This window comes from Pseudomonas sp. S3(2024) (genome assembly GCF_036861315.1).
GTDB lineage: Bacteria > Pseudomonadota > Gammaproteobacteria > Pseudomonadales > Pseudomonadaceae > Aquipseudomonas > Aquipseudomonas putida_A.
Map to the genome: position 1 here is coordinate 155029 of NZ_JAZAQQ010000001.1, position 19692 is coordinate 174720.

The 19692-nt window shown below is 60.6% G+C and carries 7 protein-coding genes; 3 read left to right on the forward strand and 4 right to left on the reverse strand.

All coding sequences use genetic code 11. The features are described from left to right. Window positions 1–147: 147 nt before the first annotated feature. From VLA07_RS00750 to VLA07_RS00765, 4 genes are all read right to left on the reverse strand, one after another. Window positions 148–2097, reverse strand: a complete 1950-nt coding sequence (locus tag VLA07_RS00750) for a hypothetical protein (protein WP_333988244.1) — start codon at window positions 2095–2097, stop codon at window positions 148–150. Window positions 2098–2636: 539 nt separating this feature from the next. Beyond that, window positions 2637–2996 (reverse strand): DUF6124 family protein, encoded by a 360-nt coding sequence (locus VLA07_RS00755; RefSeq protein ID WP_333988245.1) that lies wholly within the window; start codon window positions 2994–2996, stop codon window positions 2637–2639. Between the two features lie 139 nt (window positions 2997–3135). Continuing rightward, complete coding sequence (locus tag VLA07_RS00760) at window positions 3136–3510, reverse strand: DUF6124 family protein (protein ID WP_333988246.1); 375 nt, start codon at window positions 3508–3510, stop codon at window positions 3136–3138. Window positions 3511–5298: 1788 nt separating this feature from the next. After that, window positions 5299–13905 carry a retention module-containing protein gene (locus VLA07_RS00765; protein ID WP_333988247.1) on the reverse strand — a complete coding sequence of 2869 codons (8607 nt, stop codon included), beginning with the start codon at window positions 13903–13905 and terminating at the stop codon, window positions 5299–5301. 532 nt (window positions 13906–14437) lie between these two features. Here VLA07_RS00765 and VLA07_RS00770 point away from each other — a divergent pair. From VLA07_RS00770 to VLA07_RS00780, 3 genes are all read left to right on the forward strand, one after another. Further along, window positions 14438–15796, forward strand: coding sequence for a TolC family outer membrane protein (locus VLA07_RS00770; protein ID WP_007962570.1), 1359 nt, complete (start codon window positions 14438–14440; stop codon window positions 15794–15796). Window positions 15797–15953: 157 nt separating this feature from the next. Beyond that, complete coding sequence (locus VLA07_RS00775; RefSeq protein ID WP_247267749.1) at window positions 15954–18116, forward strand: type I secretion system permease/ATPase; 2163 nt, start codon at window positions 15954–15956, stop codon at window positions 18114–18116. 173 nt (window positions 18117–18289) lie between these two features. Continuing rightward, window positions 18290–19648, forward strand: a complete 1359-nt coding sequence (locus VLA07_RS00780) for an HlyD family type I secretion periplasmic adaptor subunit (RefSeq protein ID WP_139056004.1) — start codon at window positions 18290–18292, stop codon at window positions 19646–19648. The last annotated feature ends 44 nt before the right edge of the window (window positions 19649–19692 follow it).

The following is a 19692-nucleotide window of genomic DNA, read 5'->3' on the forward strand; positions in this document are numbered from 1 at the left end:
CTTCAGAAACGGGCTTTATCTGCCCGGAATTTTGTCAATCAACTAACGCCCAAAAAGCGGGCACAACACTCTCTGTCAGCCACGAATAAATACTCGTGACTGTCCCGACTAAAAACGGCTAATGCACTTTAATTAATCAAACACCCGTTACGGTTCCGTGCAGGTTTCATTAGTGGGTGAGCACACTGCACCACTGGGCATGGTTCTATTGATAATCACGAACTCTTTTTTTGAAACACCCTGCCCACCCGTAAACTTTTTCAAGGTGTAATGACATAACGCCGAACCCTGGTTTTCCATCGGCGCTATCAATTTTTCGTAATCGGTCACATGCACTTCAAAACCGTTTCTTGCCTGATCCGCACTCAAAGTGGTGAAGAACGGTTGCGCGGCCCCGGGAATGGGCATGGTGCCATTCGGTCCCGCGCATCCCTGCCAGAACAAAGTCACGATGTCCTTCTCGTCAAACGCCGGGTTGCCTTCAATCCTCACGCGCACCCGCTCCCAGAGACGCGGTTTCGCACAGCAGTCAAGCGTTCCTCTGATGCCAGCGTCAGGGAACGAAGGCTCTTCGAGACCTTCGATAATGATGATCGACACCTTGACGGGCGTGAATGGCGCCAACTGCTGGTTGACGCCATTGCTGGTGGTGTAATGGACCGGCAACGCCGGGTTCAGCCGGTCCTGGTCAATGACCGACCATGGAATATTGAACGGCACTCTCTTGCCGGCAACGTCACCGCTCTGGACGATGTATCTCGCCACGGGCGTACTGATGCTCCCCCAATAAACTTCGATCGTGTGCCCTCGTTCAGGTGCGTCGAACAAGGTCAGAAAGCCGTCGGCGTCCTCGCCGAAATCTTCGGTAAGCAATGTGTTCAGCACCTTGGAGTTGGCGCCGTAGATCTCCAGCAAGGCAAGCTTGGGGTTCAACAACGCCGGCGCATTGGCGTGATCCTGGCCTGCCACCGTCAGGTTCACCGATACCAGGGTTTCCATTGATGGTTTGCTATCGACGCCCCCTGAACGCACGCGGTAAGTGACACGAGCATTCACCGGCCCCAGCCCCTTGGCTGTGAGCGCACTCCACGGCACAGGGATCACGCAAGGAAAGTTGGCCGGGTCGACATCCTGCGGCGGCAGAACAGTGCCATCCCAGTCCAGCAGTATCTGATCGCCGCTCAACGGATTGTCATAGGCATCGATTTCGACCGTCACCGCCCCTTGGTTGACCGCTCCCTCCCGGGCGTGCTGCCGATCGATCAAGCCTCTGTCCGACAGGGGGATGCGCGGAGGTTTGTGAACGGGCACCCCCGGGCTCAGATCGACGAACACAGGCAGCGGCCGCGAGCGCGGCCCCCGGTTTCCGGCCCAGTCGCGCAAGCGATAATAGATGTATCGCTGTCCATGACCGCGCAGGCGAATTTCGTCTGCGTAGACGGTGATGATGAGTTGATCGTTATCGATATCAAACTGACTGAACGCCTGCTCGCGGATTTCGGTTTCGAAGTCCGGTGGCGTGTTGGTGTCCGTCCAGTAATAAATCGCCCGGTCACGAGCCTTTACGTCCAGATAGAGGCGTACTTTGAAACGAACCTGACCGTGCTCGTCCAAATAGTCATCGGTGATGTCGCCCTCAAGATCCAGCAGCTCCAGCATCGCCGGTTCCTGGCCGTCATCCGGCGGCACTCTATCGACAGTGATGGTTTTTTTCAGCGATTCCGCGTCGTTGCCACCAATCACGAGCTTGTACGACAGGTCGTAAACGCCAGCTGCCAGGTCCCCTTGAGGCACCGAAACAATCTTGTCACCCGGATCAATGGGAATATCGAACGGGAACACCCCCGCCGTGTCGTCATCAAAGGGAAGCCCCCGTCGCCTGAAGCCCACCAACACGACGTCTTTTACGAATTCCGGCTCTGTCGAGAAATCCCACGCCGGAATCGTGATTTTCAAATCGCGATTCAATACATCGCGAGGTAATAGCCCGTCCGGGCTCTCATTACCCTCTTCGTCTTTCAGGATATCCGGAACAATCGGTTCTGGAATAACCACAAGACTTGTTTCGACATCGCCGCGCGCGTGTTGCGGATCCATCGACGACTCTTCTGGGGGCACCATTGCGAAACTCCACGGCAATTGAGCGGGCAGTGTTCTCGCGCAGGGCAGTCGTGAAGATAAAACGGGCGTTGACTGACGATGGCGTGGAACGTTTGTGACCCAATTAGATGCCTGCCGGAAAAAGCTGACTACTGTCAGAAATACTAGGTTTTCTTACCGTTTGTCGGGAATTCGATGGAAATGCCCAAACAGTCAGCTCAGCGTGAGGCTGCATTTTTGTTGAGCTGAATGGGGGGTGGAGTCGCCGCGCGACCCAGCGGGAGCAGACTCCCTCGCCATGGGTTGGGGTTCATCGCAGAGTCGACTTCTCTGCGGCAGCGCCTACTGGGAAGCAGTTTCAGGCATGCAAAACCCGCCCCCCGACCGTTCATCGCAAATACCTCCTTACCTGTAATTTCTGACAGTAGCCAACGCTCGACTCCTACAAGGCATCTTTGCCGGGCACTTAACCCGTGACCAACGCAGATCCACTGTGGGAGCGGGCTTGCTCGCGAAGAGGCCAGAACTGTCAGCGCCTATTCCTTGGGCACAACATTATCCAGCGCCTGATTCACCGCCAACTCCCCCAGCATCACCACCTGCGCAATGCCCAACACCGTATTACGACTCGGCCCCTCCAGCGTGCCGGCGAAATCGCCGAGCATGACCGTGGCCGAGGCCAGGGATTCGCAGGCGTTGGCCAGCAGGGATTCGGTGTCGGTTTGCGGGTTGACCATGAACATGCTGCTGGGGGTGTAGGGTGTGGCCATGATGTTTGCGGGCGCGAGGTAGTGGTCGAGGGCGCGTTCGGCGGCTTCGTGGAGTTTTCTGGAGTTGAGGGATTCGTACGGCGATACCGGGTCTGTGATTGGTGGATTGGGTGGGGTTTCGGACATCAGCTGGAACTCCGATCGAGGCACTTTGGAAGAATGACTTCGTGTAGGAGCTGCCGAAGGCTGCGATCTTTTGATCTTGTTTTTAGAAGCAAAATCAAAAGATCGCAGCCTGCGGCAGCTCCTACAGGGGACCGAGCAGTTAGTTCGGCACGCGGCGGACGTCCAGTACCCGGTTGACCATCAGTTCACTGAGCATGATCACCTGATGCAGCATCAGCATGGCCCGGCGCTGTGGCTGGTCGACGACGTCGCCGATATCGCGGGCCATGTCGCTGGCGGCGGCTAACGATTCGCAGGCTTCGACGAGCAAGGTTTCTTCGTCCACGGTGGGGTCGATGAGGAAGATTCTGTTCGCCTTGCATGACGAGGTTGAAGGGATCGAGATCTTCAGGGCGCCGGGGTTGAGGTAGAAGTTGATGGCGCGGTCGGTTGCCGCTTTTATCTTCTGCGGGTCGAGGGCCGGGTCGTATGGGATTGGATCGACGTCCGGGGGGTTGGGTGTGGCTTTGAACATAAATGAAACTCCAATTTGAACAATAGGAGCCATCACCCTCGCTACCAAACGGCGGGTGGCGGCCATGCGCGGGTTGGTAGACCGGTCAAATTGGGTAACCCGGCGCTCACGAATGAGCCCCACGCATGCCCACCATACAAAGCCATATCTCAAAAAAGAAACAGCAATGAAGGTGTCGCAACAACGACAATTTAAGACGGGCTACCAAACCCGATCACTGATTTTCAGTGACAGGGATACGATATAGCCCGCCCCATAGCCGTGTAAGCCGGCGGATTCTGGCGTACGCGTAGGTAACGGCGCAAGGCGTTGTAGCCGGTATGGCGTAACGGTTCGTGTACTTTAAACGTGGTTGCGGGGTTATGTTTATGTGCGGGGTTTGCTCTGTTGTTTTGATTTTGTCTGGTAGGCCGCTTTCGCGAGCAAGTCGAATCGTCGCACCGCCGCTCCCACAGTTGGAATGAGTGCATTCAGGTGGGAGGTTGGTCGGTTGGGAGGCCGCCATCGCTGGCAAGCCAGCTCCCACCATTTGACCGAGTGTATTCAGTTGGGGATTGGTCGGCTGGGAGGCCGCTTTCGCGAGCAAGTCGAATCGTCGCACCGCCGCTCCCACAGTTGGAATGAGTGCATTCAGTTGGGAGGTTGGTCGGCTGGTAGGCCGCCATCGCTGGCAAGCCAGCTCCCACCATTTGACCGAGTGTATTCATTTGGGGATTGGTCGATTGTGAGGCCGCTTTCGCGAGCAGGCTCGCTCCCACAGTTGGAATGCGTGCATTCAGGTGGGAGGTTGGTCGGCTGGGAGGCCGCCATCGCTGGCAAGCCAGCTCCCACCATTTGACCGAGTGTATTCAGTTGGGGATTGGTCGACTGTGAGGCCGCTTTCGCGAGCAAGCTCGCTCCCACAGTTGGAATGCGTGCATTCAGGTGGGAGGTTGGTCGGCGGGTAGGCCGCCATCGCTGGCAAGCCAGCTCCCACCATTTGACCGAGTGTATTCAGTTGGGGATTGGTCGACTGTGAGGCCGCTTTCGCGAGCAAGCTCGCTCCCACAGTTGGAATGCGTGCATTCAGGTGGGAGGTTGGTCGGCGGGTAGGCCGCCATCGCTGGCAAGCCAGCTCCCACCATTTGACCGAGTGTATTCAGTTGGGGATTGGTCGACTGTGAGGCCGCTTTCGCGAGCAAGCTCGCTCCCACAGTTGGAATGCGTGCATTCAGGTGGGAGGTTGGTCGGCGGGTAGGCCGCCATCGCTGGCAAGCCAGCTCCCACCATTTGACCGAGTGTATTCAGTTGGGGATTGGTCGACTGTGAGGCCGCTTTCGCGAGCAAGCTCGCTCCCACAGTTGGAATGCGTGCATTCAGGTGGGAGGTTGGTCGGCGGGTAGGCCGCCATCGCTGGCAAGCCAGCTCCCACCATTTGACCGAGTGTATTCAGTTGGGGATTGGTCGACTGTGAGGCCGCTTTCGCGAGCAAGCTCGCTCCCACAGTTGGAATGCGTGCATTCAGGTGGGAGGTTGGTCGGCGGGTAGGCCGCCATCGCTGGCAAGCCAGCTCCCACCATTTGACCGAGTGTATTCAGTTGGGGATTGGTCGACTGTGAGGCCGCTTTCGCGAGCAAGCCCGCTCCCACAGGGGAGCCTTGTTGTTCACACAATGGTGAGCACCCTAAATCCAATGTGGGAGCGAGCTTGCTCGCGAAGGCTGACTCACTGGCAACACAGTTCTCCAGACAGACAAAACCCGCCGTCCCGACTGATCGGAGCGGCGGGTTTTGTCGTTTCAGGCCTTGATCACACCGTGTCCACTTTCAGCGAATGATCATTGAGCATGCCGCTGATGATCGTCGCCGTGTCGTGCCCGCCGGCCACCACCCCTCCCGCTCCCGGGGTCACACCGTAGTGGCTGGCGAGGTTGACGCCGGCCAAGTCGATGGTCTGGTTCGGCGTGGCGCCGGCCAGCGCGCTGACGTCGATGCTGGTGAGCACCGAGGCGCCGCTGCCGGTGACGGTGAAGTGCAGATAGTCGTCCAGCGACGCGGTGGTGCCGTTTTCACCTTGCAGCAGTTGCGACAGGTCGAGCTTGTCGGTGCCGGGGGTGAAATCGGTGATGGTGTCGTGGCCACTGTTGCCCTTGAGGTACTGGAAGGTGTCCGCGCCGGCCCCGCCCGTCAGGGTGTTGTTGCCCATGCCGCCGATCAGCAGGTCATCACCGCCGCCACCGTTGAGGATGTCGTTACCCAGCCCGCCGTTGATCACGTTGTTATTGTTGTCGCCGGTCAGGGTGTCGTTGAAGTTCGAGCCGACCAGGTTTTCGATATTGCTGATCGTATCGGTGCCGGCGCCGATGGTGTTCTGCGCGCCGAGCAGGCCGAGGTTGACCGTGACCCCGGCGGTGGCGTGGGCATAGCTGACCGTGTCGATGCCGGTGCCGCCGTCGAGAATGTCGTTGCCCGGGCCGCTGTAGAGCAAGTCGTTGCCCGCGCCGCCGTGCATCTCGTTGTTGCCGGAACCGGCAGTCAGTACATCGTTGCCGTCGCCGCCATTGAGGATGTTGTTGCCGGTGCCCGCCACCAGAATGTCATCCCCGGCAGTGCCGGTGAGGGTGTGGCCATCCTGATAGGTGATGCTGACGTTGGCGGTGTCGCTGCCGCCATGGTTGTCATTGGCGGTGTAGGTGCCGTTGAAGTCCGGCGTCACGTCATGGGCGCCGGCGTAGTTGACCGTCATGGTCAATTGATAGTTTTCCGCTGCCGTCGGATTGCTGCCACTGGTGTTGCTGATGTTGGTCACGTGAATCTGGTAGGTGCCATCGGCGCTGGCGGTGATGGTACCGCCATCGGCGATGCTGACGAACGCGCCGCCGTTGACCGAGTACTCCATGGTGACGTGGCCGGCCGCGAGGTTGTGATCCAGGTTCAGCGTTTCGCCCTGTTTCAGTTTGACGGTGATCAGGTCTTCATCGTTGGCATTGGCGCTGGTCACCGCACCGAGGTAACCGCTGACCACCAGCACTGCGGTCATCGCGGCGGTGTTGGCGGCGAATGCAGCGCGTACGTCGGCCAGGTTTTGGTTGGCGGCAGTGTTGCCGGTGCCGGCGAAGTTGATTGCGCCGGTACCGGTGAAGTCCGCGCCCTTGGCTATCCAACCGGTGTTGAAGCTGGTCGGCGAGGCGTTGAGCGTGTCGCCGTCGGGGTCGGTGTCGTTGGCCAGCAACAGTTCGCCCGGCACGGTGATGTTGCTCGACAGCACGTTGGTGATGACATGGTCGTCCACCGCCACTGGCGGCGAGTTGGGGATCACTTTCACGGTCAGCGTCGAGCTGGCGAGGTCGCCGTCGTTGTCGCTGAGGGTGAAACCGATGTTCTCGGTGATCACCGTGGTCGTGGTTTTTTGCGAGGTGTAGCTGTAGTCACCGGTGTCCAGGTTGATCACCAGCGTGCCGCTGTTGTTGGTGGCGATGCTGATCGTGTTGTTCACGGTGTTGAACGTACCGTGGTTGGTGCCGCCGGATGCGGTCAAGGAACCCTGGCCGCTGTTGGCGCGCGGGTCATAGGTGTAGGTGGTGCCGTCGATCACGATGGATTTGATGAAGCCGCCATCGGCGCCGAACGTACCGCCCTCACCCAGCAGCGAACCGGTGACCGGCGCACCTTCCACAGTGCCCGACAGCACCGAATTGAGCTGATTGAGATCGGTGACCACCACCGCATTGGTGTTGGTGTGGCTGATGCCGTCATAGGCCAGCGGATCGAGGTTGGCGTTGCTCACGCCGCTGCCCAGACCGATCGCGTAGTTCTTGATGTTGTTGGCATCGAGGAAGTTTTTCAGCGCGGCTTCGTCGGCAGCGTTGATGTCGCCTTCGTTGGGCTTGCCGTCGGAGAAGAAGTAGCCGACGTTCTGCGCCCCGGTGAGTTTGCCCGAGGTGTTGAACGCGGTCTGCATCACCGCCACGGCAGCGTCATAGTTGGTACCGCCACCGGCGGTGAGGCCGGCGAGTATGGACTTGGCCGTCGCCACATCGACCCACACCGAAGTCCGGTCAGTGGCATTACTGCTGAAGGTGACGAGCTGTACCTTCACATCGCCAAGATCATCGTACTTGTCGAGCAAGGCACTGATGGCCTGCTTGGCCAGCGCCAGCCGTGACAGCCCCGGTACACCGGAGGCGTCGGCCATACTGCCGGAGATGTCGAGGACGATCAGCAGGTTGGAATCGATCTCCACCGCCGCCACCGAGCGATCCGACGCCACGGCTTTGGGCACGTCGTCGATGATGTTGACCACAATCGTGCTGGTGGTGCTGTTGCCCAGCGCATCGGTGGCTTTGTAGGTAAAACTTTCGCTCAGGGTGTTGGCGCCGTCGTTGGCGTTCGGCGTGGTTTTCGGTGCCGAGGTCAGGGTGTAAGTGTAAGTGCCGTCGGCGTTGAGCTGGATCTGCCCGTAAGTGCCGGTGGCGCTGCCGACCAGGGTGTAGGTGAGCGCCCCGCTGCCGCCAGTGACCGCGCCGACCAGGGTGCCGGTGGCGGTTTCGCCGGTGTTGCTCGGATCGCTGCCGGTGACCGTGCCGGGGGCCAGGTCCTGGCCGTCCTTGGTCAGGTCGAGGGCTTTTTCGTAGACCGTCACGTCCTGATCGACCGAAGCAATCAGTTTGCTGTCGGCGACATTGATGGTGATGGTGGTGGTGCTTTCGTCGCCGTCACCGTCGCGGATGGTGTAGGTGAACGTGTCGGTGGCGCCCGGCGGGCTGACGGAGTTCGGGTTGCTGTGGTAGATGGCGTTGCCTGCCGCGTCGAGGGTCAGGTAGCCGTAGGTGCCGTTGATGTTGCTGTTGAGGCCGCCGATCGCCGAGGTCGCGGTATTGCTGCCGGCACGCACGCCGACCACTGCCCCGCCCGCCGCTGCGCCATCGGCGCCAGTGACGTCGTTGCCGAGCACGCTGATATTGACCGTGCCGCCCTCCGCCACCGAGCCGGTGTCGGCCTTGGCGGTCGGCAGGTCATCGATGATGTTGACGTTGATCTGGCCACTGGCGGTGCTGCCATCGGTGTCGGTCGCGACCACGTTGAAGTTTTCGGTGAGGCTGTTGGCGCCGTTACCAGTCGGGTGGTTTTCGTTATCCACCAGGGTGTAGCTGTAGCTGACCACGCCGGTCGCCGGGTTGTAACCGGTGATAGTGAACGTGCTGCCCAGCGGCGACACCACCGATTGCGGGAAGCCTGCGGCGACCCCGTTGGTCACGACGGCAATGCCACCGACGGTGAGGGTTTGCAGGCCATCCAGGGCCGTGACGGTGAAGGTACCGCTCTGGGTCAGTGCCGGGGTGTCAGGGCTGGTGCCGTCACTGAGGTTTTTCTCGTAGACGGTGAGTTCGCCGCCATTGACGTCGAGGCCGTTGAGCACCACCGGATCGTCGTTGTTGTGGATGTTCAGCACCAGGTTCGCGGTGCTGGTATCGCCGTCAGCATCGGTGAGCGTGTAGGTGAATGTCTCGGTGCCGTTTCCACCGCCGTGCAGCGCCTTGAAATCGGCGTCAGCCGGGTTAAGCGTGTAGGTGTAAGTGCCGTTGGCATTGAGCACCAGCGTGCCGTAAGTCCCGGTGAACGTACCGGCGGTGATCGGCCCGGCATTCGGTCCGGTGGCGACCACGTCCGCGCCCTGCACGTCGTTGCTCAGCACGTTGCCGGTCAGGGTCAGCTGGGTTTCCGAGGCACTGGTGGCGTTGCTGTCGTTGAGGGCTTTGGGCACGTCATCGACAATGCTGACAACGATGGTGCTGGTGACCACATTGCCCAGCGAATCGGTGGCCTGATAGGTGAAGGTTTCAGTCAGGGTATTGGCCCCGTCGTCGGCATGCGGTGTGGTGGTCGCGGGCGAGGTCAGGGTGTAGGTGTAAGTGCCGTTGGGGTTGAGCACGATCTGCCCGTAGTTGCCGGTGGCACTGCCGACCAGCGCATAGCTGATGGCGCCGACCGCACCGGTGACCGAACCGACCAGCGTGCCGGACGCGGTTTCACCCGTATTGGTCGGGTCGCTGCCGGTGACCGTACCGGGGGCCAGATCGGCGCCGTCCTTGGTCAGGTCGAGGGCTTTTTCGTAGACGGTGACGTCGGTATCGCTGGTCGCATACAGCTTGCTGTTGGCGACATCGATGGTGATGGTGGTGGTGCTTTCATCGCCATCGGAATCGCGCACGGTGTAGGTGAATACATCCACCGCACCGGGGCCGCTCACGGTATTGGGGTTGCTGTGATAGACCGCGTTGCCGTTGGCATCGAGGGTCAGGTAACCGTAGGTGCCATTGATGTTGCTGTTGAGGCCGCCGATGGCCGAGGTCGAGGTGTCGGAGCCGGCGCGCACACCGACCACCGCGCCGGTCACCGCCGGGCCGTCGGCGCCGCCGATGTCATTGTCGAGCACGTTGCCGCTGACGGTGCCGCCCTCCGCCACCGAGGCGGAATCGGCGTGCGCGCTCGGCAGGTCATCGATGATGTTGACGTTGATCTGGCCGCTGGCGGTGCTGCCGTCAGTGTCAGTCGCCATCACGTTGAAGTTCTCGGTGATGCTGTTGGCGCCATTGCCGTTCGGATGGGTTTCGTTATCGACCAGGGTGTAGCTGTAGCTGACCACGCCGGTCGCCGGGTTGTAGCCGGTGATGGTCAGCGTGCTGCCCAACGGCGTGACGGTTGATTGCGGCAAGCCTGCGGCCACACCACCGGTGACGACGTTGATGCCGCCCACGGTCAGGGTTTGCAGACCGTCGAGCGCGGTCACGGTGAAGGTGCCGCTTTGAGTCAGCGCCGACGCATTGGGGCTGGTGCCGTCGCTGAGGTTTTTTTCGTAGACGGTGAGTTCGCCGCCATTCACATCGAGACCGTTAAGGATCACCGGATCGTCGTTGTTGTGGATCTGCAGAACGAGGTTGGCGGTGCTGGTATCGCCGTCGGAATCGGTGATGGTGTAAGTGAAATTCTCGGTGCCGTTGCCGCCGCCGTGCAGGTTTTTGAAGTCGGCGTCGTTGGTGTTCAGCGTGTAGGTGTAGGTGCCGTCGGTGTGCAGTTCCAGCGTGCCGTAGGTGCCGGTGAACGTACCGGCAGTGACCGGGCCGGTGGGCACGCGGTCGGCGCCTTGCACGTCGTTGGTCAGCACATTGCCAGTCAGGATCAACTGACTTTCCGACGCGGTGTTGGCGTTGCTGTCGTTCACGGCTTTTGGCAGGTCATCGATGATGTTCACATCGAGGGTTGCGTTAGCGGTGGTGCCGTTGTCGTCCACTACGGTGACGGCGAACTGTTCAGGCAGATTGTTGGCGCCGTTGGCGGTTGGGTGTGCCTCGTTGTCGACCAGGGTGTAGCTGTAGCTGACGACACCGGTGGTCGCGTTGAATCCGGTGATGGTCAACGTGCTGCCCAGCGGTGTGGTGACCGATTGCGGGAAGCCTGCGGCTACGCCATTGGTGACCACGGCAATGCCACCAACGGTCAGGGTCGTCACGCCGTCCAGAGCGGTGATGGTGAACGTGCCGCTTTGGGTCAACGCAGTGGAATCCGGTGCGCTGCCGTCAGTGAGATTTTTCTCGTAGACGGTGAGTTCACCGCCATTGACGTCGAGCCCGTTGATGATCACCGGATCGTCGTTGTTGTGGATCTGCAGGACGAGGTTGGCGGTGCTGGTATCGCCGTCGGAATCGGTGATGGTGTAGGTGAAGGTTTCGGTGCCATTGCCGCCACCGTGCAGGTTTTTGAAGTCGGCGTCGCTGGTATTCAGCGTGTAGGTGTAGGTGCCGTCGGTGTGCAGTTCCAGGGTGCCGTAGGTGCCGGTGAACGTACCGGCAGTCACTGGGCCGGTCGGTACGCGGTCGGCGCCTTGCACGTCGTTGGTCAGGACATTGCCGGTGAGGGTCAGATTGGTCTCTGACGCGGTATTGGCGTTGCTGTCGTTCGCGGCTTTTGGCAAGTCATCGATGATGTTCACATCGAGGGTCGCGTTGGCGGTGGTGCCATTGTCATCCACTACCGTTACGGCGAACTGATCGGGCAGGTTGTTTGCGCCGTTGGCGGTTGGGTGTGCCTCGTTGTCGATCAACGTGTAGCTGTAACTCACAACACCGGTGGTGGCATTGAAACCGGTGATGGTCAGCGTGCTGCCCAGCGGTGTAGTCACCGATTGCGGGAAGCCTGCGGCCACGCCGTTGGTGACCACGGCGATGCCGCCGACGGTCAGCGTGGTGACGCCGTCCAGAGCGGTGATGGTGAAGGTGCCGCTTTGAGTTAGCGCGTTGGTATCAGGCGCGCTGCCGGTGCTGAGGTTTTTTTCGTAAACGGTGAGTTCGCCACCATTCACATCCAGGCCACTGATGACCACCGGATCGTCGTTGTTGTGGATCTGCAAAACGAGATTCGCGGTGCTGGTATCGCCGTCAGAATCGGTGATGGTGTAGGTGAAATTCTCGGTGCCGTTGCCGCCGCCGTGCAGGTTTTTGAAGTCGGCGTCGTTGGTGTTCAGCGTGTAGGTGTAAGTGCCGTCGGTGTGCAGTTCGAGGGTGCCGTAGGTACCGGTGAAAGTGCCGGCAGTGACGGGCCCGGTGGGCACGCGGTCGGCACCTTGCACGTCGTTGGTCAGCACGTTGCCGGTGAGGGTCAGGTTGGTTTCCGACGCGGTGTTGGCGTTGGAATCATTCACCGCTTTTGGCAGGTCGTCGACCACATTAACGTCGAGGGTCGCATTGGCAGTGGTGCCGTTGTCGTCCACCACCGTTACGGCAAATTGCTCAGGCAAGGTATTGGCGCCGTTGCCCGTCGGATGCGCGTCATTGTGATCGAGGGTGTAGGTGTAACTCACCACGCCGGTGGTGGCATTGAAACCGGTGATGGTCAGCGTGCTGCCCAGCGGTGTAGTCATCGATTGCGGGAAGCCCGCGGCCACGCCGTTAGTGACAACGGCGATGCCGCCCACCGTCAGCGTGGTAACGCCATCCAGCGCAGTGATAGTAAACGTGCCACTCTGGGTCAGCGCATTGGCATCCGGCTCGCTACCGCTGCTGAGGTTTTTTTCATAAACCGTCAGCTCGCCACCTTCAACGTTCAACCCGTTGATCACCACCGGATCGTCGTTGTTGTGAATCTGCAGAACCAGATTCGCAGTGCTGGTATCGCCGTCCGAATCGGTGAGGGTGTAGGTGAAAGTCTCGGTGCCATTGCCGCCACCGTGCAGCGCTTTGAAGTCTGCGTCGCTGGTGTTCAGGGTGTAGGTGTATGTGCCATTGGCATTCAATACGAGGGTGCCGAAAGTGCCGGTAAAGGTACCGGCAGTGACCGGGCCGGTGGGCACGCGGTCAGCGCCTTGCACGTCGTTGGTCAGGACGTTGCCGGTCAAGGTCAACTGGGTTTCCGAGGCGGTGTTGGCGTTGCTGTCATTCGCCGCTTTGGGCACGTCGTCGATGATGTTGACGTCAAGCGAGCCGGTGGCGCTGTCGCCATTGCTGTCGCTTGCGGTCACGGTGAAATGTTCACTGAGGCTGTTGGCGCCTTCACCGGCCGGATGGGCGTCGTTGCCGTTGAGGGTGTAGCTGTAGCTGACTACGCCGGTGCTGGCGTTATACCCGGTGATCGTCAGGGTGTTGCCCAGTTGTGTGGTGATCGACTGCGGGAAACCGGCCGCCACACCACCGCTGATCACGTTGATACCGCCGATGTTCAGGCTGCTCAGACCGTCCGGCGCCGACACCGTAAAGCTGCCGCTCTGGGTCAGCGCGCCGGGGTTGGCCGAGGAGCCGGCAGGCAGGTTGGCTTCGTTGAGGGTCAGCTCACCGCCAGGCACGGCGAGGCCACTGAGGGTCACCAGGTTGTTGACCGGTGGCGGCACGATCGGCGTGTTGTCGCCATTGTCGATGACTGCGTTATGCCGCTCTTCGGGAAACTCGGGAATACCGTTGAACCCGGCGGTCGGGAAGCCGATCACCGGATCCACGCGCCCACCGACTTCCGTCAGCAGCACAAAACTGTGGCCGCCACCCAACTCACCTGGCGCGCCGCCCGGTGCATTCGGGCCGGCGGCGGTGGCCTCTGCCGCTTTGGTCGGGTCTTCGCCGGCGGCGATGGCTTTCTGAATCTGCTCGACATCGGTCAGTTGCGCTTCGCTCGGCGTCAGCGCTTCAGGGGAATCAATGTGCACCGCCTGATTGGCCAGCAGCTGCCCGGACATGGTCATGCTGCTGTCGCGGCCCAGGGTCAACTCGTGGCCATTTTGCAGATGAATGGCGACGGCACCTTCTGCGCCGGTGATCACTTGATCGCCGGCAAACAAGCGGTCGCCCTCGACCAGGGCGCGGCGCGTGCCGTCGGTGCCCTGCGCAAAAACCTGACCAATGACTTTAGTGACTGTCCCGATGAGCGTTGCCATGTGAAATTCCTCCGCTGCCGACCACCGTCGGCACTGGTTCGCGAAGCAGCCCATGGCTCAATCGGGTTGTCGGGGCGACGCTCGCACCTCGACAGTTCGTTTCGCAGGTTGCGCAAACGAGGAAACTTCAGTGCTTTCAAGCACTTCAGAATCCTGATCAATGCAGCGAACCCACTAACGCTACGTAACGGTGATGAATCACCCGAGTGACAAAAATCTGTCGCTCATCTGCCGCTACGCGTCCCTCCCCTTCAGCAGTACTTCGCCGTATGTCGCAAAGTGAATGGAACTTTCCTCAAGCCTTTTTGTGCTCCCTAAAGCGCATGAAACAAAGGCTTTCGATCTGAACAATGTGCTGGTTTTCGCCAAGCGCATAAGTTTTTTTCGGCATAAGCCTTATGAAAATTTTTTCTTAGCTACGCTTCAGGATGTTCTTAGCTCTGTTGTTACAAGAGTGAAACGCTTACACCTCAAATTATCGTCAAATATTTGGCGACAGTAACGCACCATCAGGATCAGGGAGATGCACCCCATGCGCGTTTTAACCCCCCTCTGCAGCGCGGTTTTGCTGGCCATGGCTTGCACTTCCCAAGCCCAGGCCATGAATCTGACCGAAGCGATTCAAAGCACCATCGCCACTCACCCGGATCTCGCCTCGCGCGTGGACGCCAAACTGTCCGCCGATGAACAGGTGAAAGTGGCCAAGGGTGGCTTCTATCCGTCCGTCGATTTGAATGCCGCCTACGGGCGCGGCTACAGCGACAACACCAATACCCGGGCTTTCGGTAATCACCACACCGAAATCCTCAATTACACCCAGTCGGAACTGCGCCTGCGGCAGATGATCTTCGACGGCTTCAACACCGCCAACGAGGTCGAGCGCACCAAGGGCGTTTCCAACTCGCGCGCCTATTACGCGCAAGGCACCGCTCAGGATCTGGCGCTGCGTACCATCGAGGTCTACCTCGAAGTGCTCAAGCGCCGTGAACTGGTGACCCTGGCCCGGAACAACCTGCAAGCGCACTTGCGCGTCAACGATCAGATCGGCCTGCGCACCCAGCGCGGCATCGGCAGCACCGCCGACTCCGATCAATCGGTGGCCCGTAAGGCGCTGGCGCAGAACAACCTCGACACCGCCGAAGTCGATCTGGCCGACGCCGAATCGAACTTCTACGCCGTGGTCGGGCGCATGCCCGATGAACTGGAAGCGCCACCGTCGACCCGCGGCGAAATCCCCACCAGCCTGCCGGAAGCCCAGCAGAGCATGGTCGAGAACAACCCGTACCTGAAATCCGCGCAGGCGGACGTGCAGTCGGCCGAGAGCCAGTATGAAGTTGCCAAGTCGCCGTTCTACCCACGTTTCGATGCCGAGGCCGCAGTGGGTGCGAACAACAACGTGCAAGGTGATGAAGGCCACGACAACGAATGGCGCGTCGGCGTGATCATGAATTACAACCTGTTCCGTGGCGGCAGCGACAAGGCTCGTCTGGCCTCCGATGCGCACCAGATCAATCAGGCGATGGACATCCGCAACAACGCCTTGCGTCAGTTGAACGAGAACATTCACCTGGCCTGGAACGCCATGGTCAACGCGAACAAACAGACCCCGACCGCCCGCGAATACGCCGAGACCACCAAGCGTGTGCGCGCGGCGTATCAGGATCAGTTCGGCCTCGGCCAACGCACCCTGCTCGACTTGCTCGACAGTGAAAACGAGCTCTACAACGCCAACCGTCGCTACACCGAAATTCGCTACACCGAGGAATATTCGATGTACCGCGTGCTGGCGAACATGGGCCAGTTGCTGAGCAAGCAACGGGTGGTGCTGCCGGCGGATGCCATTGCGGCGACCGAAGTCAAAAACGAAGCACGCCTGCCTGAGCTGAAGTAAGTCCCACGACCCTTTGTGGCGAGGGAGCTTGCTCCCGCTGGGTTGCGCAGTGACCCCAAAGATTTGAGCAGCAATGAGTTCCATGGGGCTGCTGCGCAGCCATCGGGGATAAATCCCCTCGCCACAGGTTGGATCAGTCATTACAGGGGCGATCAATATGACCAGCATGGCCGAAGGCGGACACTCCGGGATTGATCCGCGGCTGAGCTTCGATGACCCGTTACTCGACGGTCTGCTGATCCTCTGCAAACTCCACGGCGCGACGGTCAGTCGTGCCAGCCTGAGTGCCGGGCTGCCCCTGAACAAGCAACGTCTGAGCCTGGACCTGCTGCCCCGCGCAGCGGCCCGGGCCGGTTTGCAGGCGCGCTTGTTGCGCCGCGAACTGAAGGATATTTCCGCGCTGAATCTGCCGATTCTGTTGCTGCTCAAGGATGGGCGCACCGCCGTCCTGCGGCGTTTCGCCGACGACGGCAAGGCGCTGATCCTGCCCAGCGAAGCCGATGGTGGCGAGCAATGGGTCGAGCGCGAAGAACTCGCCGAACACTACAGCGGCCAGGCCTTGTTCGCCCGTCCGCGCCACGAACTTGAAGACTTGCGTTCACCGCTGGTGCCGCGGGTCCATGCCTGGTTTCGCGACACCCTGAAGCTGTCGAAATGGCTGTACAGCGACGCGATCCTTGCCAGTTTCCTGATCAACCTTTTAGGCCTGATGGTGCCGCTGTTCGTCATGCAGACCTACGACCGCGTGGTGCCGAATCAGGCCACCTCGACCCTGTGGGTATTGGCGATCGGCCTGCTGATCGGTACCGGTTTCGAACTGGTGCTGCGGGTGGTGCGCGCGCACTTGCTCGATACTGCCGGGAAGAAAACCGATGTGATCCTTTCCGCGACTTTATTTGAGCGCATCACCGGTATGGCGATGAAGGCGCGGCCGGCAACCATCGGCGGTTTCGCCCAGAGCATTCATGACTTTCAGGGCCTGCGCGAATTCCTCACCGCCGTGACCCTGACCAGCCTGATCGACCTGCCCTTTGTGGTGTTGATGCTGGTGGTGATCGGCCTGCTTGGCGGCTGGCTGGTGGTGATTCCGCTGCTGGCGTTTCCAATCACGATCATGTTTGCCCTGGCGATCCAAGTGCGCCTGCGTGACACCGTGCAGAAAAGCCTGAGCCTGGGTGCCGAACGGCAGGCGCTGCTGATCGAAACCCTCGGCGGCCTGGAAACCCTCAAGGCCTGCAGCGCCGAAAGCGAGCGCCAGCACAAATGGGAAAGCACCCACGGCGCCCTCACCCGCCTCGACAGCCATGCGCGCAACCTCTCGGCGCTGGCGACCAACGGCACGCTGTTCATCCAACAGTTCTCGGGGATGGCGACGATTGTCGCCGGGGTCTACAGCATCATCGCCGGCAACCTCAGCGTCGGTGCGCTGGTGGCCAGCTACATGCTCGGCAGCCGCGTACTCGCGCCGCTGGGGCAGATCGCCGGGCTGATCACCCGCTACCAGCAAGCGCAACTGACCATGAAAAGCACCGATGCGCTGATGGGCCTGCCGCAGGAGCGCGACGGCAAGCAGCGACCCCTGGAACGCACGCAGCTGCAAGGTGCGCTGGACGTCAGCGGCGTGACCTTTCACTACAACGGCCAGAACGCGCCGGCGCTGAGCAACGTCAGCTTCAGCATGAAACCCGGCGAGCGGATCGGCATCATCGGCCGTAGCGGCTCGGGCAAGAGCACCCTGGCGCGACTGGTGATGGGCTTCTATGAACCTGAGGAAGGCCAGTTGCTGCTCGACGGTCTCGACCTGCGGCAACTGGATGTCGCCGACCTGCGCCAGCAGATCGGTTATGTCGCGCACGACCTGCCGCTGCTGGCCGGCAGCCTGCGCGACAACCTGACCCTCGGCGCCCGCTACATCAGCGATTCGCGCATGCTCGAAGTCGCTGAACTGACCGGCGTCACCGAGCTGGCGCGGCAGCATCCGCAAGGCTTCGACCGGCCGGTAGGCGAACGCGGCCAGCTACTTTCCGGCGGCCAGCGTCAGGCAGTTTTACTCGCTCGGGCGTTGCTGCTCGACCCACCGATCATGCTGCTCGATGAACCCACCAGCGCCATGGACAACAGCAGTGAAGACCTGCTGCGCCAGAAGCTCCACGGTTGGGTGCAAGGCAAGACCCTGCTGCTGGTCACCCACCGCACCTCGATGCTGAGTCTGGTGGACCGGTTGCTGGTACTGGACAACGGCCGGGTCGTCGCCGACGGCCCGAAAGAAGCGGTCATCGATGCACTGCGCAAGGGCCGCGTCGGCTCGGCGGCGGTTTAGTCGATGCAACACAAACCTGTGGTCACCTGCTGTCTGTGGCGAGGGAGCTTGCTCCCGCTGGGTTGCGAAGCAGCCCCAAAGATCTTGTGGGCGCTGCGCACCCAAGCGGGAGCAAGCTCCCTCGCCACAAGGAATGTTTTGACCTGTTTCTCTTGAGTGAGGGGTATCGCCGCATGTCAGCTTCATCTTCGAAAGAGCGCGGCTACTTCGACAGTTTCGGCAAAAGCGCCGAGGCCGAGTTCATGCCGGAAACCGCCGGCGCTTCGTTGCAGGATTCGCCGCGCTGGTCGCGGATCACCGTGTGGCTGGCGGCAGCGCTGTTGATCAGTGCGCTGGTCTGGGCCAAGTTCGCCGTGCTGGAAGAAGTGACCATGGGCGAAGGCAAGGCGATTCCTTCGAGCAAGGTCCAGGTCATCCAGAACCTGGAAGGCGGGATCGTCACCGAGATCTTTGTTCGTGAAGGACAAATGGTGAACAAGGGCGACAAGCTGCTGCGCCTGGATGACACACGCTTCCTCTCGAACAAGGGTGAGAGCGAGGCCGATCGTTACGCCCTGACCGCGCAAGTCGAACGCCTTTCCGCCGAAGCCGAGGGCCGTCCGTTCAAACTGTCTGACGAGGTGATCGCCAAGGCGCCACAGGTCGCCGAAGACGAGCGCGCGCTGTACGACCAGCGCCAGCGGCGTCTGGCCAGCGAACAACGCACCCTCACCGAACAGCTGCGGCAGAAGACTCAGGAGCTGGCGGAGTTCCGCTCCAAGCAAGGCCAGTACAGTTCCAGCCTGGCGCTGCTGCAGCAAGAGATGAACATGTCGGCGCCACTGGTCGGCACCGGTGCGGTGTCGCCGGTGGAGATCCTGCGACTGAAACGTAGCGCGGTGGAAATTCGCGGTTCACTGAACGCAACGACCCTGGCCATCCCAAGGGCGGAATCGGCTATCAACGAGATCAAGAGCAAGATCGACGAATCGGAACAGACCTTCCGCTCCGACGCCGCCAAGGACCTCAATCAGAAGCGCACCGATCTGTCGAAAATCACCGCGTCGAGCATCGCCATCGACGACCGCGTCAGCCGCACCACCGTGACTTCGCCAGTACACGGGGTGATCAAGCAACTCAAGGTCAACACCATCGGCGGCGTGGTACAGCCGGGCAGCGACATGGTGGAAATCGTGCCGCTGGAGGACAACCTGCTGATCGAAGCCAAGGTCCGTCCGCAAGACGTCGCGTTCCTCCATCCGGGCCAGAAAGCCATGGTCAAGTTCAGTGCCTATGACTACACGATCTACGGCGGGCTGAGCGCAAAACTGGAACTGATCGGCGCCGACACCATCACCGATGACAAGGGCAACAGCTTCTACCTGATTCAGGTACGCACCGATAAAAACCATTTGGGCGGCGATGTGAAACCGCTGCTGATCATCCCGGGGATGGTGGCGACGGTGGACATTATTACCGGGGAGAAAAGTGTGCTGGATTACCTGCTAAAACCGGTGTTGAAAGCGCGGACCGAGGCGATGCGGGAGCGGTAGGCATTGTTGAGATTTGCGGTGATTGATCCGGCGCCTTCGCGAGC

What these genes read in the sequence shown, in the direction of transcription:
- VLA07_RS00780 (WP_139056004.1), top strand. Translation starts at nt 18,290, where the DNA reads ATGTCAGCTTCATCTTCGAAAGAGCGCGGCTACTTCGACAGTTTCGGC.
- VLA07_RS00750 (WP_333988244.1), bottom strand. Translation starts at nt 2,097, where the DNA reads ATGGATCCGCAACACGCGCGCGGCGATGTCGAAACAAGTCTTGTGGTT.
- VLA07_RS00775 (WP_247267749.1), top strand. Translation starts at nt 15,954, where the DNA reads ATGACCAGCATGGCCGAAGGCGGACACTCCGGGATTGATCCGCGGCTG.
- VLA07_RS00770 (WP_007962570.1), top strand. Translation starts at nt 14,438, where the DNA reads ATGCGCGTTTTAACCCCCCTCTGCAGCGCGGTTTTGCTGGCCATGGCT.
- VLA07_RS00760 (WP_333988246.1), bottom strand. Translation starts at nt 3,510, where the DNA reads ATGTTCAAAGCCACACCCAACCCCCCGGACGTCGATCCAATCCCATAC.
- VLA07_RS00755 (WP_333988245.1), bottom strand. Translation starts at nt 2,996, where the DNA reads ATGTCCGAAACCCCACCCAATCCACCAATCACAGACCCGGTATCGCCG.
- VLA07_RS00765 (WP_333988247.1), bottom strand. Translation starts at nt 13,905, where the DNA reads ATGGCAACGCTCATCGGGACAGTCACTAAAGTCATTGGTCAGGTTTTT.